12 protein-coding genes and 1 pseudogene are annotated in these 16,546 nt (G+C 63.4%); 6 read left to right on the forward strand and 7 right to left on the reverse strand.

What is annotated here, in order from left to right; all coding sequences use genetic code 11:
* Window positions 1-909, forward strand: a complete 909-nt coding sequence (locus FBY31_RS14440) for an NAD(P)-dependent oxidoreductase (RefSeq protein WP_142042300.1) — start codon at window positions 1-3, stop codon at window positions 907-909.
* Here FBY31_RS14440 and FBY31_RS23805 read toward each other — a convergent pair.
* Window positions 899-1,273: a hypothetical protein gene (locus FBY31_RS23805; protein WP_442858180.1), complete on the reverse strand. Its 375-nt coding sequence runs from the start codon at window positions 1,271-1,273 to the stop codon at window positions 899-901. The genes FBY31_RS14440 and FBY31_RS23805 overlap by 11 nt on opposite strands.
* Before the next feature lie 15 nt (window positions 1,274-1,288).
* On the opposite strand from FBY31_RS23805, the pseudogene FBY31_RS14445 reads away from it, so the two are divergent.
* Window positions 1,289-1,510: pseudogene (locus FBY31_RS14445) on the forward strand (AMP-binding enzyme); the annotation flags it as partial.
* Here FBY31_RS14445 and FBY31_RS14450 read toward each other — a convergent pair.
* Complete coding sequence (locus FBY31_RS14450; RefSeq protein ID WP_142042302.1) at window positions 1,473-2,651, reverse strand: Gfo/Idh/MocA family protein; 1,179 nt, start codon at window positions 2,649-2,651, stop codon at window positions 1,473-1,475. The pseudogene FBY31_RS14445 and the gene FBY31_RS14450 overlap by 38 nt on opposite strands.
* Before the next feature lie 14 nt (window positions 2,652-2,665).
* Window positions 2,666-3,793, reverse strand: coding sequence for an NAD(P)/FAD-dependent oxidoreductase (locus FBY31_RS14455; RefSeq protein WP_142042305.1), 1,128 nt, complete (start codon window positions 3,791-3,793; stop codon window positions 2,666-2,668).
* Window positions 3,794-4,192: 399 nt separating this feature from the next.
* On the opposite strand from FBY31_RS14455, the gene FBY31_RS14460 reads away from it, so the two are divergent.
* From FBY31_RS14460 to FBY31_RS14470, 3 genes are all read left to right on the forward strand, one after another.
* Window positions 4,193-6,259, forward strand: a complete 2,067-nt coding sequence (locus FBY31_RS14460; RefSeq protein ID WP_142042307.1) for a hydantoinase/oxoprolinase family protein — start codon at window positions 4,193-4,195, stop codon at window positions 6,257-6,259.
* Window positions 6,252-7,940 carry a hydantoinase B/oxoprolinase family protein gene (locus FBY31_RS14465; RefSeq protein WP_142042310.1) on the forward strand — a complete coding sequence of 563 codons (1,689 nt, stop codon included), beginning with the start codon at window positions 6,252-6,254 and terminating at the stop codon, window positions 7,938-7,940. The genes FBY31_RS14460 and FBY31_RS14465 overlap by 8 nt, the downstream gene beginning before the upstream one ends.
* A 172-nt stretch (window positions 7,941-8,112) precedes the next feature.
* Entirely contained in the window at window positions 8,113-9,453 is a 1,341-nt protein-coding gene (locus FBY31_RS14470) for an MFS transporter (protein ID WP_142042313.1), read from the forward strand.
* Window positions 9,454-9,526: 73 nt separating this feature from the next.
* On the opposite strand, the gene FBY31_RS14475 is transcribed toward FBY31_RS14470, so the two are convergent.
* Entirely contained in the window at window positions 9,527-10,612 is a 1,086-nt protein-coding gene (locus FBY31_RS14475) for a LacI family DNA-binding transcriptional regulator (protein ID WP_142042316.1), read from the reverse strand.
* Window positions 10,613-10,829: 217 nt separating this feature from the next.
* Here FBY31_RS14475 and FBY31_RS14480 point away from each other — a divergent pair, with 217 nt between their 5' ends.
* Entirely contained in the window at window positions 10,830-12,113 is a 1,284-nt protein-coding gene (locus tag FBY31_RS14480) for a M20 family metallo-hydrolase (RefSeq protein ID WP_142042319.1), read from the forward strand.
* Between the two features lie 65 nt (window positions 12,114-12,178).
* Here FBY31_RS14480 and FBY31_RS14485 read toward each other — a convergent pair whose 3' ends face one another.
* The 3 genes from FBY31_RS14485 to FBY31_RS14495 are packed head-to-tail and all read right to left on the reverse strand — an operon-like array spanning window position 12,179 to window position 16,472.
* Window positions 12,179-13,444: an ArgE/DapE family deacylase gene (locus FBY31_RS14485; protein ID WP_142042322.1), complete on the reverse strand. Its 1,266-nt coding sequence runs from the start codon at window positions 13,442-13,444 to the stop codon at window positions 12,179-12,181.
* Between the two features lie 8 nt (window positions 13,445-13,452).
* A complete protein-coding gene (locus FBY31_RS14490) occupies window positions 13,453-14,778 on the reverse strand; it encodes an MFS transporter (protein ID WP_142042325.1) in 1,326 nt (441 codons plus the stop codon).
* Between the two features lie 2 nt (window positions 14,779-14,780).
* Complete coding sequence (locus FBY31_RS14495) at window positions 14,781-16,472, reverse strand: amidohydrolase (protein ID WP_142042328.1); 1,692 nt, start codon at window positions 16,470-16,472, stop codon at window positions 14,781-14,783.
* Window positions 16,473-16,546: the final 74 nt, after the last annotated feature.

Below are 16,546 nucleotides of genomic sequence, written 5' to 3' on the forward strand. Positions count from 1 at the left end.
ATGACGACGCCGACACTTGAGCAGCAACGCCCGCCGCGCGCCTATCCACCCGTAGCCCTCCTGGGAACCGGACCGATGGGCGCCCCCATTGCACGGAACATCCTCAACCACGGTGTGCCCCTCACCCTGTGGAACCGCACACCGGAGAAGGCCCTGGCAATTGAGGGGGCAGTCGTCGCCGCCTCTCCCGCCGATGCCGCACGCGATATCGTGCTGACGGTGTTGCCCGACCTGCCGCAGGTCGAAGCCCTGCTTCACGGTGACGACGGCCTGCTGAAAGGCTGGCAGACCGCCGGCACCGAACACCCTATCCTCGTGATCCATGGGACCGTGTCGCCAGTGGCGGTTGCTGAGTTCGCGGACCGGTGCCAGCGTAGCTGGGGCGTAACGCTGGTTGATGCCCCCCTCAGCGGTGGAACCATTGGTGCTGAAGAAGGCCGCTTGAGCATCATGGCAGGTGGTCCCAAGGCCGCAGTGGAACGCTTGGCACCGCTGTTTGAGCTCTACGGCTCAACGGCAGTGTGGTTCGGGGACACGGGTGCGGGATCAACCGTGAAAGCCTGCAACCAGATCGTCGTGGCGGCCACTGTAACGGCGTTGGCGGAGGCGATGGCGCTGGCGGCAGGCAGCAACCTGGACCTGGAGAAGGTCCAGGCGGTTCTCGCCGGCGGTCTGGCAAACTCCGAGGTCCTGGCACAAAAGGGACGACGATGGATCGACCAGGACTTTGAAGGCGGTGGGTCCGCAAAGAATCAGCTCAAAGACCTGCGGTTCATCGCCGAAATCGCTGGCCACAACGGGCTTGAACTACCCCTCGCGGCCTGCCTGCAGAACGCCTTCGAAGACATGGTCGCGGCGGGTGACGGCGACCTGGACCACACTGGGATCTACCGCACCATCAGCACGTAGAGGGAAACGCGAATGGTGCCCGTAGCGAAAGGGCGCCCGCTCTGCGGCGTCTAATGGACCTGGAAGATCGTGAGGCCAACTTGGTTGGGTAGGCGTTCACCGGTGCCGAGGAAGACTTGTGGTTCATCCAGGACCAGGTGCTGGATTCCGTGGTGAGGCGGGGCGTGCAGCGGAAGTAAATTCGTGACGGTCCACGGGCTGGCCCTGGTTGAGCTTGTCGATATCTTCCGCACGGCCGTGCCGCACGGCGACGTTGTGCACGTAGATCCGTGAGCCGTCCTCGATTTCCAGTGCGTACCGGGGCGTCGAGGTCGGTGGATTCGGGGCTCCGCAGTATCTGGAAGCCCGCCCCGCCCGACAGCACTCGGCCTTGGAGGGGGCGATCGTCACGCTCCGCGAGGGCGCCTCACTCACCGAGGAACAGCTGCGCGCGCACCTCGACGGGCGGCTGGCCCGCTACAAGATCCCCAAGTCCGTCGTGTTCGTGGATGACATGCCGCGCACGGCCAGCGGGAAAATCCGCAAGGTGGAGCTGAGGAACCAGTTCGCGCACTGCATCCACGTTATCCATGCGCGGTCTGTGAACCCGAACCGGTGTTAATGCGCGAATAGTTGTGGTTTATAGGTGCTTCTCGGACCGCAGGTGTTGCCCGGGCATTTTCAATGACTTTCAGGACTGCAACAGCATCCTGTGGGTCAACAGGGACGGGACCGCCCGTCTGCAGTGCTTCGGCCAGCTGCTTGTAGTACTGCGGATAGTCGCCGCGCTTTGTGGGTTCGGCCTTTAGGGAGCCTGCGACGCCGGTCCTTCCCCATGTCTCCCGCGCTTCTATGCCGTAGCGGGAGTCGGTGGGCAGCATGCCCTCGGACAAGGCTTTTTCTTGTCCGTCGCGGCTCCATTTTGTGTAGGCGGCACGGGATCCGGTGACGTGGAATCGAGGGCCAGGCTGAGGGGCCTGGCCGTTCATCCACAAACGGGATTGTGTGCCGGATTGGTGGCGGAGGGAAAGGAAAGCTTCCTGGTCCGCGTCTGACCGGTCATGGCCGCTGTGCCGGAAGGTCTCCCCGTACACTTCGGCAACGGGACCGAACAACTGGATGGCCTGGTCAATGAGGTGGGCGCCGAGGTCATGAAGTATTCCTCCGCCTTCGGCCACGAGCGCTTCATCCCGCCAATTGCCGAAGCCCTGCGGCATCCACCACTCAAACCGGGACTCAAAGGTCCGGATGTCGCCAAGCCTTCCGTCACGGATGAGTTGCTGAACGGTGAGGTAGTCACCGTCCCAGCGGCGGTTCTGGAATACCGTCAGGCATCGGCCGGCGGCAGCTGCCGCTGCAATCAGCTCCACACCATCCGAAGAGTTTGGGACAAAGGGTTTGTCCACTACGACATGCAGGCCGCGTTCGAGGGCTGCCTTGGCCAGCTTCTTGTGGTTCACCGGCGGTGTTCCCAGCACTATCAGGTCCAGCGCGAGGTTGCCCGCATCGATGAGGGAAAACAGTTCGTCCGGAGTGGCAATGATTCGGGCATCTGGGTAGGTTTTCCGTGCCGCCGCAGCCCTTCCCGGTTGTGACGTCACGATTGCTTCCAGAAGGTACGAATTGTCGGCTTGGATCAGCGGGGCATGGAAGACCCGGCCGGATATCCCAAAACCGATAACCGCGGTCCGCAGCAATGAGGCGCTGTCCCCGCTTCGCAATTTCTGGAGTGGGCGGGGACTGGAAGGTTCGTGAGGAATCATCGGAGGTCCTTCGGTCAGCTTCGGCTGAAGCGCTCGGGCCGGAACGTCGCCAGCATGGGGTGCTTCTGCCCGGTAAGGATCTCGAAGGACAGCAGTTCCCCGGCAATCAGTCCAACGGTTGCACCGGAGTGGGTGAAGGCCACGAAGCATCCTGGCAGCTTTTCCAGCTCCCCGAACACAGGTTCGCCGTCTCCGGGGATCGGTTTCCGGCCCACCTTCCAGCTGGCGGGGGTTAGCTGTGGATTGCCGTCAAGAAGCCTTGACGCTTCCTCTGTCAGTTCGTTGACAGCGTCTTCCGGAATGGTGAAGGACCCGTCTTCTGACTCCACAATCTGCTCTTCGTACCAGCTGTGATCCAGGGCGAGCGATCCGCCGGGGTTGGGCCGGGCGGCAGCCCGCGGGGTATTGAGAACAGCTTTCAGCTTATGGTCGGCAGGTTCGGTGATAACCAGCGCAGAGACGGGGGATCCATCCGCGATGTACACCCCGTGCTCTTTGACCACCGAGGGGGTAGCTGCACCGCATGCCACCACCACCTTATCGGCGGCGTGGACACTGCCGCTCAGGGTGGCGATGCCCCACGCCTTTCCGTCTTCTGCCAGTACCCGTGACTTGCCGGCGTCCGTGATGAGTGTTCCGCCCAGGGCCCGGAATTCCGCCATGAGGTACTCCACCAGATGGGGCAGGCTGACCCATCCTTCCCCGGGGTTGAAGACAGCGACGTCGGAAACGGCAGTCTCATCAATAGCTGGGGTGAGGGCGGATATCTGCTCGGGTTTTACCAGGACGGAATCATAGCCGTGGGATTGCTCGTACTCATGGCGGGCTTCTGCCTTGGCCGCTTCCCCTGCAGGGGCCCAGTACAGGCCGCCGTTGAACTGCAGCCATTCCCGTGCGGGATCTGCTGCGAACAGCGTCCGGTACCGGTCAATCCCGGCCGTGCGGAGGTGATGGTAAGCATCGGACCGTTTCCCGGCCGAGTTCAGCCAGGACAGGGATCGTCCCGTTGCGCCGCTGGCGAGGCCGCTTTCGGTGACCAGGACCACGGAGGCGCCGGAGCGGAGGAGATGGACGGCCGTGGAAACGCCGAGAATTCCCCCGCCCAAAACGGCGACGTGCGTTTCACTCTTTCGAGAAGTCATTGGTTGGTTCGCTTTCTTGGACGTTGTTATGCATCGGTTCCGCGTGCAGGTTTTGATCCAGGCCGGAAGTTTTCGGTTTGGCGGTCGTCGTACTCCCAGACAGCTGGTTTCACGTCCGATGCGAGCCGGCTAGGGAACGTTCCCAAGTCGCCTGTCAACGACGCTACAGGCCCCTCTTCCGGATAGTCAATAGCACCGTTTCCTCATTCATCCCATCCCCTCCGCGCTTCGGCCGCCACAGTGCAACCGCTTTTGAGAACGCTCCCAAAAAGGGGTTGACGTGTGATTCAGGTCATGTCACACTCGATTGCAGATCGCGGTGGGAACCTTCCCATTCATCCCATCCAAAGCGACTAAAGACCTCACAGCAGCCGGAACCATAGGCAGGCAGGAAAAACCATGAGTTTACGATTCGGCGTCGACACCGGAGGAACGTTCACCGATCTCTGCGCGTTTGATGAAGCCACGGGACAGGTGCATGTACGCAAGGTCTCCTCCACTCCCGACGACCCGGGCCGGGCCATCATCCAGGGCGTTCACGAACTGCTGGAACAGATTGGTGGGCGAAACATCGAGGAGATCACGTACTTTGCGCACGGCACGACGGTGGGCACCAACGCCCTCCTGACCGGCCGGGGCGTGCGCACAGGCCTCATCACGACAAAGGGCTTCAGGGACCTGCTGGAGCTGGGCCGCGGACGGCGGCCGCACATGTACGACCTGCAGGCGGATAAGCCGGAACCGTTCATTCCACGGGATCTGCGCATGGAGGTCGCCGAACGGGTACGGCACGACGGGCGTGTGGAGATCCCCTTGGACTCTGAGGAGGTCCGTGCAGCCGTCCAGGAGCTGAAAGCCCAGGGCGTCGAATCAATTGCCGTGTGCCTTCTTTACAGTTACGTCCGGCCTGAACACGAACGCGAAGTCGGCCGGATCATCGCCGAGGAGTTCCCGGAAGCCTATGTCTCGCTTTCCAGCGAAGTCCTCCCCGAGTTCCGTGAGTTCGAGCGGCTCTCCACGGTCGTGACGAACGCCTACGTCGGACCGGTGGTTGCCAAATACCTGGCGCGGCTCCGGCGGAACCTTGCGGACGCAGGGCTTAAGTGCCTGCCGCATGTGACGCAGTCCAACGGCGGCATCATCCCGTTCCCGACTGCCGAAGAACTCCCCGTCCGCCTTGTACTGTCCGGTCCAAGCACCGGTGTGGTAGGAGCGGCAGCCATCACGATGGCTGCCGGAAGCCCGGACATCATTACCTTCGATATGGGCGGAACATCCTCGGACGTTTCCTTGGTCCAGAACGGCACGCCCAAAGTCACATCAAGCATGGAGCTCGACGGCCGGCCCATCCGCTCGCCCATGCTTGACATCCACACCGTCGGGGCTGGCGGCGGTTCAATCGCCTGGATTGACAGCGGAAACCACCTGCGCGTTGGCCCTGCCAGTGCCGGCGCCTTCCCGGGCCCGGCCTGCTACGGCAACGGCCAGGAACCGACGGTCACCGACGCAAACGTCGTCCTGCAGGTGCTGAACCCTGAATATCTGCTCAACGGCCAGCTCAAAATCGACTCCCAGGCCTCACATCGGGCCATCAAGGCCATTGCCGACCCGCTGGGCCTCACCGTAGCCGAGGCAGCACAGGGCATCATCCGGGTGGTGACCGCCAACATGGCCCGCGCCATCCGTGTTATCTCTGTACAACGCGGATACGACCCCCGGGATTACGTGCTCGTCCCGTTCGGCGGCGCAGGGCCACTGCACGCTTCCCGCCTGGCTACCGAGCTGGGAATCAACCGGATTATCGTCCCGGAGACACCCGGCGCACAGTCCGCGCTTGGACTGTTGATGACGGACATCCGCAGTGACTTTATGCGGACCAAGATCATCCAGGTTACACCGGAAGCGTCTGCCGGCTTCAGCCAGGTTCTATCTGAACTCACCGAGCAGGCATCGGCCTGGTTCGCCGAGGAGAACATCGGAGAGGAGCGGCGAAGCCTGCTGCGCCGCATCGAAATGCGCTACGCCGGGCAGAACTACGAGCTTCCGGTCGATGTTCCTGACGGTGTCCTGGATGAGGAGGCGATCACCTCGCTGATCGAAGGCTTCCAGCGGGCGCACGACCGGATGTACGGCTACAGCGCCCGGAACGAGGTTGTCGAAGCTGTGACCTTCCGGGTTCAGGCCATCGCGACCGTTCCCCGTGCCGATCTGCGCCGTTCAACTGTCGAAGGACGGAAGCTCGAGGACGCAGTCACCGGTTACCGCGACGTCTACATGCCCGAAAAGGGCGACTACGTCCCTTGCCCGGTCTATGACCGTTCCCGCCTTGACGTTGGCCACCGCATCGCGGGACCGGCCGTCGTCGAACAGATGGATACCACCACCCTTCTCTTGCCTTCGGACGTCTGCGTCGTGGACGACCTGCGCAACCTTGTCATCGAAATCCGAAGGAGCACCAGTGAATAAGCCACTCACCGCCGACCCCGCACGCCTGGACAATGTTCTGGTTGAGGTCATCGGCTCCGCATTGTCGACCATCGTTGAGGAAATGGGCGGCACCCTCGTTCGGGCCGCCTACTCGACCAACATCAAAGAACGCCGGGACTGCACCGCCGGGCTCTTCGACGCCACAGGACACGGCATCGCCCAGGACGAAGGCGGGTCACCCCTTCACCTTGGGTCGCTCATGGGCATCGTGGATGGAATCCTTGCCCGCTACCCGCTCGAGGAAATCGCCGAAGGGGATACCTTCATCGGCAATGACCCCTACAGCGGAGGAGGTTCACACCTGCCCGACATCGTCCTCGCCACCCCGATATTCATCGACGGTGTGCTGACCGCCTGGGCAGCCAACCTTGCCCACCACGCAGACTTCGGTGACCGCGGGCACGCCCACATCTTCCAGGAAGGCCTGCGAATCCCGCCGGTACGCCTGATCCGCGCCGGCGTACTCCAGCAGGAAATGCTGAACCTGATCCTGCTCAACTGCCAGGTTCCCCATGAGCGGCAGGCAGACCTGCGCGCCCAGCAGGCAGCCAACCGGCTTGCGTGCCAGCGCTACAAGGACCTCTGCGACCGTTACGGCCGCGACGTTATGGTCGCCGCGGCCGCAGAGCTGCTGGACTACACCGAGCGCAGAACCCGCGCAGCGATCAGCAACATGCCTGACGGGGTTTACACCTTCACCGACATGTTCGACTGCCCCGAGCTGGACAACGAACTCGAGCTGCGGATCCGGATCACGATCTCCGGGGACGAGATCCTGTTCGACTTCGACGGCAATCCTCCGCAGGTGAGGGCGAGCGTCAACGTTGTGTGGACAGCACTCTACGCCTCCGTCTACTACTCCCTTAAGAGCCTTGTCGACGCCGATATCGTGCCAAATGCGGGACTGTACCGCCCCGTCCGGATCCAGGCACCCGCGGGTTCGATCATCAACTGCGAGGAACCCGCGGCCGTCAACGGCCGCAGCGAGACCTGCCAGCGCATCGTCGACCTGATCCACGGCGCCCTTGCCGATGCCGTCCCCGAACGGGTCACCGCCGCCAGTAACGGAGCCAACACCGGCGTGCACTTCTCAGGGAAAAACTCGCGCACAGGAAAGGAATTTGTCTACCTCGAAACAATCGGCGGCGGATGCGGAGCCCGGGCCACCAAGGACGGACTCGACGGGGTCCAGGTCCACATGACCAACACCTCCAACCTTCCGGTCGAGAGCCTCGAAGCCGAATACCCGCTCGTCATTGAGGCCTACGAACTGATCCAGGACTCGGGCGGGGCGGGCAGGAACCGGGGCGGCCTCGGAATCCGCCGCGCCGTCCGCGTCGAAGACCCGGACATCCACTTCTGGCTCGACACCAGTCGGCAGAAATCCCAGCCCTGGGGACTGGATGGAGGTATGCCCGGAGCCAGCGCGAAAGCGGTGCTCAACCCGGAAGCGCGGCCCATCAACCACGGGTACACCGTGCTGCAGCCGGGCGACCGCGTCGCCATTGAAACGGCAGGGGCCGGCGGCTACGGCTCACCCGCGCTTCGGGAGGCGGACCAAGTCGCCCGCGACGTGGCCGAAGGGAAAATCTCCGAAGCCTACGCGCGGCAGGCGTACCCGGACCAGATGCGGGAACTCAACAAGCCTGGCGGTTCCTAATGACGACGGCGGTGGGCAGGACCCGCGGGCTGCCCACCGCCGGCTGCATCACATTTCACGACGCGCCCCAATCTTCACCTCCGTTATAGCCAGATGCCGGCCCGGCAAAGACGCCGCGGCAGGTATCCCCTCGCTGACGCCCCGAGGCTCAGCCTTCATCCAAAGGAAAATCATGTCTGATAACAGGACATCGGAAGCCGACCTCCTGGCGGCACCGGCAGCACGGCGGCGGATCTTCGCCTCCACCATGCTGGGAAACGTGGTCGAGTACTACGATTTCACCCTCTACGGAACCCTGGCAGCAATCATTGCCACCCAGTTCTTCCCCTCCGGCGACCCGACGGTCGCGCTCCTGGCCGTGTACGTCGGCGTCGTCCTTTCTTACGCCATCCGTCCCATCGGAGGCATCATCCTCGGCCCCCTCGCGGACATCAAGGGACGGAAATTTGTCCTGATCCTCACCATCGCACTGATGAGCATTGGAACAGCAGGGATCGGCTTCCTGCCGACCTACGCCGCCATAGGCGTCGCCGCGCCCGTTCTGCTGCTGCTCTCCAGGCTCCTCCAGGGAATCGGCGCAAGCGTCGAATACACAACGGCAGCAAACTTCCTCTTTGAACATGAACGCGGCCGCCGTCCCAACTTCATTGCCGGGGTACTGAATTCCACCGCCTCCGTGGGTTCGTTCCTCGCGGCAGGGCTCGCCTACGTTCTCAGCGTCGCGATGCCCGGAGATGCCTTCATCTCCTGGGGATGGCGCATCCCGTTCCTGCTGTCGATCCCCATCGCCCTCATTGGGGTCTACATGCGCAACCACCTCAGCGAGACTCCGGAATTCCAGGAAGTCGTCCGCACAGTCGCAGCCGAAAAGATAAAGCAGACCCCTTTGCGCACCGCAGTCCGTCTCTACTGGAAAGACATGCTCAAAGCCATCGGTCTTGGCGCCGGACAGAGGATCGGCTCCTACACCATCCAGGCCTACTTCGTCACGGCCCTGATAACTGCCGGGTTCCCGGCGTCCCAGGCACTCCTGGCCTCAATGCTGACCTACCTCGTTGGACCCATCACCAGCATCTGGGGCGGCCAGCTCTCGGACAAGTACGGCGCCAAACGCGTACTGCTGACCGGATACGGGCTTTTCGTCGCCCTGACCGTTCCGGCCTTCTACGCCATCGGCAATAAATCCATCCTGCTGGCCACTGTCGCTGTGATCGTCTTCACCCTCATCAACAACCTCGTTGCGGCACCCCTGAGCGTGGCCTACGTGCTCAGCTTCCCGCCCGAGGTCAGGGCTACGGCGGCAGCCCTGAACTTCAACATCGGCACCTCGGTGATCGGCGCCACCGCGGGACTGGTCGCCGTATGGCTCTTCGCAGTCACAGGGTCCAACGTCTCCTTCGGCTGGTACACCACCGCTGCCTGCCTGGTCTCGATCTGCGTGACGATCTTTGCCCTGCCTGCAGCACTCCGCCGGGTGGAGCCTGCCAAAAGGGCAGTAGCAGTATCTGCCTGATCAAGGCATAGGAAACGGGCTGGGGCGCTCAGGCGCCCCGGCCCTTTCCCATGCCGGCCGGGACTTCGAAGCATCAGCGATCCGAGGTGTTTGGGGGCCTCGCCGTGGAATCGCGCACGATCAAACGCCCACTCAGGGTCCGGTCTCCCCGGCGATCCTGGGCCGAACCTATGGTCGACAACAGCTCCTCGGTCGCCGCCATCCCCAACTGATAGCTGGGCTGATCAACAACTGTCAGCCGGGGGCGGACCAAGGTTGCCCAGTCCTGATCGTCAAACCCGATCAAAGACATATCTTTAGGGCAGGAGATCTTCAGATCCTGCAGGGCCGCGAACGCTCCGGCGCTCAGTTCACTGTCAGTACAGTAAACCGCGGTCAGTCCCGGGTTGTCCCGCACCAGCCGCCTGGTCGCCTCATACGCCGAGGCCTTGGCATAAGCGCTCCACGCCACATACTCATGCCGGTAACGAAGCCCTGCGCCGCGAAGTGCGTTGACATAACCGACAAGTCGGGCTGCACTGGGCCGCAGCTTCTTACTCTCCTGCCGGGCGTCGGGCTTCCATCCCGCCGGCATCAGCGCCTCGGTGACAATCCCGATCTCCCGGTGTCCCAGATCTATCAGGTGATTGACCGCAAGAGTCGAAGCCTCCACATGGTCTACCGAGACGAAGGAAGCAGCCTTGACCTTCGGCGCCGGTCTGTCCAGCAGGGTGACGGCAATGCCCTGGCCCTCAAGCCGTTCCAGATGGTCAGTATCCTCTGTCGAAACTGGCGCAACGACAATGCCGTCCACCCGTTTGCCTGCCAGAAGTTCAACGGCCCGGCGCTCCAACGCCAAGTCACCCTCTGTGCTGCTCAGCAGAACCTCGTAACCGGCTTCGCGTGCCGCGGTGGAAATGCCGCGCATCGCGACGGCAAAAAAGTGGTTTCCCACATCAGGTATCACCACCCCGATTGTCTTGGTGCGACCGGTGATCATGCTGCGGGCAAGAGCGTTTGGCTGGTACCCCAATTCATCGGCCGCTTTTTGCACCGCTTCCCTCGTTTTGGCACTTACGGACCCGTATCGGGCCAGCGCCCGGGCAGCCGTTGACTTTGACACACCTGCCTTCGCGGCCACATCGATAATGGTGGCCGGAGGAAGCGGTGGACGACTCACGAGGTTGCTCTCCTAACGGATTTCATCATTGCCCCTTGGCCCCCGATACTGCGCTTCCAAGGAATGGGATCGTTACCATCCTCTCATGTCCATTCCTTGCTCGATGTGCAGAGTCACAATGCCGCCAACTGAATTGGTTGTCCGGAGCCAGTGCTTCCGTCACGCTGTCCTGCAACGATTGTTAAACCATCGATCAAGCCACAAAGGACTAGCAATCATGAGCAATGGTGCCGTGCCGGACCCCGATCCCACCAAGTTCACAGGAACCGATGCCGTGTTCCTGCAAGACTTCGCCACCCTCTGCACTTTCGGCGCTACCGCGGGCGGGGGAGTGGAGCGGCAGGCGGGTTCACCAGCGGACGGGGAACAGCGGGCCTGGCTGGCCGGCCTCCTTCGGGACAAGGGCTTCGACGTCTCCTTCGACCAGGTCGGCAACCAGTTCGGCCTGCTGGAACTGAATCCCGGTGCTCCGTACGTGCTGGTGGGCTCCCACCTCGATTCCCAGCCGACAGCCGGACGCTACGACGGCGCCTACGGCGTCCTCGCGGCCGCCCACGCGGCCTTCCTCCTCGCAGCAGAATGGCAAGCGGGTGGGACAATCCCCCGCTACAACCTGGCGGTAGTGAATTGGTTCAATGAGGAAGGTTCCCGCTTCCAGCCGTCGATGATGGGCAGTTCCGTCTACAGCGGAAAGATGATGCCGGAGGATGCCCTCGCCATCACGGACGCGGCAGGCATCACCATCCGGGAGGCACTGGAAGCTACCGCCGCACTCGGCCACGGCGCCGGGCCGAAGGCCGCCTACGCCGCCGAAATCCACATTCAACAGGGCCGCAGCATGGAACGCGACGGCATCACCATCGGCGTCGTTGACTCCAACTGGGCGGCCAACAAGTACCAGTTCGAGGTCCGCGGCGAACAGTCGCACACAGGCTCCACCGTCATCGCGGACCGGCGCGACGCCCTCCTCGGCGCGTCGATGCTCGTGGTCGCCGCGAGGGAGATTGCAGATCATTTTCCCGGTGGCGCCGTGCACACCTCAGTAGGCCAGCTCGACGTCTATCCCAACTCGCCTGTGGTCGTACCCTCGCTGGTGACCCTGCTCCTTGACCTCAGGTCCGCTGACGAGGAACTCCTCGCCGAGGCCGACCGGATCCTCCACGACCGCATCGCCCAGATCGAACAGGCAGCCCGGGTGGAGATCAGGAAGACCGGATCCCACTGCTGGCCCGTCACCCCCTACCAGCCGGAAGGCGTGGCCCTGGCGGAGAAGACCGCGGCAAACCGCGGATTCACTTATACGCGGGTCAAGACGCTGGCGGGCCACGACTCCACCAACCTGAAGGACATGGTTCCCACCGTGATGCTGTTCGTCCCGTCAGTGGAAGGCATCTCCCACAACGAGCACGAGTACACCAGCGACCAGGACATCATCAGTGGCCTGCACGTGCTCACCGACGTCGTCCGTAGCCTCTGTCTCGGAGAGCTTGACCCCCGGTAGCAGGTACCCAATTATGCAGAAGGCGCCCGGCCAACGGCCGGACGCCTTCTGCATGCCGGAAGAGATTACGCTGACTCGGTCACGCCGCACCAGTCGGCAATGAACAAGGCAATGGTCTTGGTCACCTGACGCACGGACTCGATATTCACACGCTCGTCGAACCCGTGAATCGCCTCGGACACCGGCCCGTAGACCAGTGCGGGGATTCCCGCGTACAGGGTGAAGACGCGGCCATCGAGGTAGCCGGGGGTGGTGAAGCTCTGCAAGGCCGAACCGAACACATCGCGGTGCGCAGCGGCCAGCACCGCTTCAGCTTCCGATCCCTCCTCCAGGACGTAGCCCTCGGAGAAGAAGCCCGTCCGCTTGACCGAAACCGATGCCCCGTTCCGAGTGGTCCCGAGGCACTCCTGGATCTGGTCCCAGGCATGGGCGGCCGGGATCCCCGGATACAAGGCCGCGCGGACATCGAAGTCACACCAGGACGGCACGCTCGAGGGCCAGTCGCCGCCGGAAATCATGCCGATATTGATGTTGATCGGATGCTCAACGTCCTCAAAGTACGGATGGCTGCCCTTATCGGCGTTCCATTTGGCTTCCAGCTCCCGCAGTGCACCCATAACGGTATAGGCGGCGTCGATTGCGTTAAAGCCTGACGCCATTTCCCGCACATGGGTTGGTCTCCCGGAAACGCGCACCCGGAACCAGATGACGCCCACGTTCGCCCGCACCAGCATGTTCTCTTCCGGCTCGGGGATGATCACGGCATCAGCTGTGTAGCCGCGCTGCAGTGCAGCCAGCGACCCGTTGCCCGTGCACTCCTCCTCCACAACCGACTGGAAGTGGATGGTTGCTGCCGGTGCGAGCCCGGCAGCCCGGATGGCGTCGAAGGCGAAGAGGTTGGCAGCGAGCCCGGCCTTCATGTCACCGGCCCCGCGTCCGTACATCCAGCCGTCCTTCATCGCGGCGTCCCAGGGACTGCGTTCCCACGTCTCCTCGGGGCCGGTGGGCACGACGTCGATGTGCCCGTTGAGGATCAGCGAACGGCCCTTTTCCTCCCGCGGAGTGTAGGTGCCTACCACGTTGGTGAGATCCTCGAAGGCCACGGTGCTGGGACCGTAGCCCACGTGCGTGGCCAGGGCTTCGCCGTCGAGCGTCCATCGGTCCATGGCAAGCCCGCGCGACTCAAGCTCCGTGAACATGAGGTCCTGCCCGCTGGCTTCGGCAGCCCTCAATGAGGGATGCCGGATCAGTTCCGCGGTGAAGTCAAGCTGGCGGTCAAAGGCTGCATCAACGGCGTCGGTAATCCGGCGCGCGGTTTCCGGGTTCAGCATGGTGCCCCTTACCGTACGATCGCTTTGTCCCTGACACGGAGGCGCTCGCCGAAGAACCCACCGGCAGCGGTGATCAGCGACACGGCGATCAGCAGCAGGGAAGCGGTCCAGGACGCTCCACCGGAAACACCGAGCATGGCGACGGCGATCAGCGGCAGGAATCCGCTCAGGGCGCCGGCCAGGTTGTAGCCCAGGGAAACGCCGCTGTAACGAAGCTTCGGCGGGAACAACTCGGTCAACAGGGCGCCGGTGACGGAGTAGGCCACGGACAGCAACGCAATGCCGAGTGTGACGGCGAGGATAATCGCGGCCGGGTTGCGTGTGTCGATCAACCAGAAGAGCGGGAATGCTGCGGCAGCGGTTACCAGGCCGCCGATGAAAGTCATCCGTCCCGGTCCAACCTTCTCGCTGATACGGCCAATGACCAGGATGACTCCGATCTGCACGACGGCGGCGATCAAGGTTGCGTTGACCATGAGTCCCCGGTCCATGCCGAGGGTGGCGGTGCCGTAGCTGATGACGAAGGTGGTCATGATGTAGAACCCGCCGACGCCGAGGAAAGCGGCAGCGATAGCAACGATCAACCGTCCCCAGGCCTGACGGAAGACATCGACCGCCGGTATCTTGGCGCGTTCCTCCAGCTTGACCAGTTCGCGGAAGATCGGTGATTCCTCAACCTTCAACCGGATATACAGCGCGACCAGCAGCAGTGGAAATGCTGCCAGGAACGGAAGCCGCCAGCCCCAGGAATCAAATATCTCGGAGGGCATGAGCAGCACCAGTGCGAAAGCGCCGGAGGACATCAGCGTGCCGACCGGGGAACCAACCTGTACCAGCGCGGCATACCGCCCGCGCTTCTCGATAGGGGCGTGTTCCACTGCGATGGTCATGGCACCGCCCCACTCACCTCCGACCGCAAGGCCCTGTACCAGGCGCAGGATGGCAAGCATGATGGGTGCTGCGAGGCCGATCGTGCCGAAATCGGGCAGGACGCCGATAAGGCCAGTGGCCGCCCCAATAGCCACGATGGTGATCAGCAGCGCTGGGCGGCGGCCCACGCGGTCGCCGATGTAACCGAAAAGGACGGCGCCAAGCGGACGGGCAGCAAAGCCGACGCCGAATGTGGCAAAGGCCGCCAGCGTTGCAGCCGTCGGGTCCAGCGACGTGAAGAACAACCGGTTGAAAACGATGGCCGCAGCGGTGCCGAAGAGGAAGTAGTCGTACCACTCGAGGGCAGTGCCGACAAAGGCCGCGCGTGCAATTTTGCCCGCTTCGGCTCCGCTGACAGCTGGTACGGCCGCTTCTTCTCCGTGTGTTGTGTCATGTGATTGCATGATCAGTCTGTCTGCCTCTCAAGGTGGGACGGGGGTTGGACGGTGGTGTGGTGGGGGCCCTGAAGACCATCAAAATAGTCCTGCCCGAAGACGCAGGTGCCCTCAAGCACGGTGGCCAGCACGGCGATGTCGCCGATCTCTTGGACAGGCACCTCTGCCGGATGGGCCGAGAGAAAGACAAAGTCGGCCAGTTTTCCGGGTTCCAGCGTGCCTCGCCGGTCCTCCTCGCCTGCGGTCCAGGCGGCGTCTACGGTGTACGCACGCAGGGCCGTGCCGGCGTCGACGCACTCCCGGGGGCCGAGGGTTGTTCCGCCGGAGGTACGGCGGGTCACCATCGACTGCATGCCGAGCAGGGGGGCCCCCGACGCCACCGGGCGGTCCGAGCTGCCGGGAACCCGTACCCCGACGTCGAGGAAGGACTTGTGGCGGTAGAGCCAAGATTCCCGCTCGGCGCCGACGGCGGCCGCCATCGTATCGCCCACCTCGAACAGGAAGTGCGGCTGCGGAACCGGAGTGACTCCGAGGGATGCGAACCGGGGAAGCTGGTCGGGCCGAACCATGCCGGCGTGTTCGATGCGGTGCCGTGCTGCGGCTCGTGGCAGCTTCTGCTGTGCGGCAGCGAAGGCGTCCAGGGCGAGGTCGACGGCGGAGTCCCCGATGGCGTGCGCGGCCACGTTCCAGCCTGAACAATGGGCGTCCACGATCCGCCGTGTCAGCTCCTCAAGGGAAAGTTGGAAGCTGCCGGTGCCGTGGTCATGATCGCAAAACGGCTCGGTCACGGCAGCAGTGCGGCCGATCAGGGAGCCGTCAATGAAGATTTTCATGGCACCGAGCCGGACGTGGTCGTCGCCGAACCCGGAGGCGATGCCGAGGTCCAGGCCGAAGGTGATACCGTCTGCGGCATGGGACTCCAGTGGGTGCAGGGCATCACTGGCGGCCATCAACTGGACCCGGGTCTTCAGGAGGCCGCGGCGCCGGGCTTCTACATATGCGGCGAGTTCCACCGGCGTGCGGCCGATCCAGCCGGAACCGATGCCGGCCTCCACAACGTGCGTCAGGCCTTCAGACGCATACACCTCACTCGCCGCGCCGATCGCGTCCGCCAGTTCCGTCACGGGATAAGGCACCACCAGTGCTGTGACCAGCTTCTGGGCTTGTTCTTCAAGCAGTCCTGTGAGTCCCGCCGAATCCCGGGCAACCCTGCCGCCTTCGGGTACAACCGCTGACCCGTCCAGAACGCCCGAACGTGCAAGCACCTCGGTGTTGACGGTGCACATGTGCCCGGAACGGTGCTTAAGCCAAACCGGACGGCCGGATGCAGACCGGTCGAGGCCGCTGCGGTGGGGGTGCGCACCCATCACGGTGTCGTCGTAGCCGGAGCCTACGACCCATGCGTCTTCGGGGAGGTCGAACGCAAACCGCGAAACGGCGTCGTACAAATCTTCCAAGGTCCGGCAGCCGGACAGATCCAGCTCGGCCAGGGACTGCCCAAACCACGCCATGTGATTGTGCGAATCACCAAAGCCGGGGATAATGACAGCGCCTGCGCAGTCGAGCGTGCGCCGCGCCGGGAGGCCACGGACATCGTCGTCGAACCCGACGATCCGGCCGTGCAGCACGCCCATGGCGCGCGCCCTGGGAGCGGCATCAGCCAGAGTGAAAATGCTGGCGTTGACAAGTTTCAAATCAAGCATGGTCTTCGACAGATGCCTTTCCAAGCAGGAGGCCAGCCGCACCAACCGGCTCACTTAATGGTGATCCGGATCAC

The organism is Arthrobacter sp. SLBN-100, from assembly GCF_006715305.1.
Taxonomy (GTDB): Bacteria; Actinomycetota; Actinomycetes; order Actinomycetales; family Micrococcaceae; genus Arthrobacter.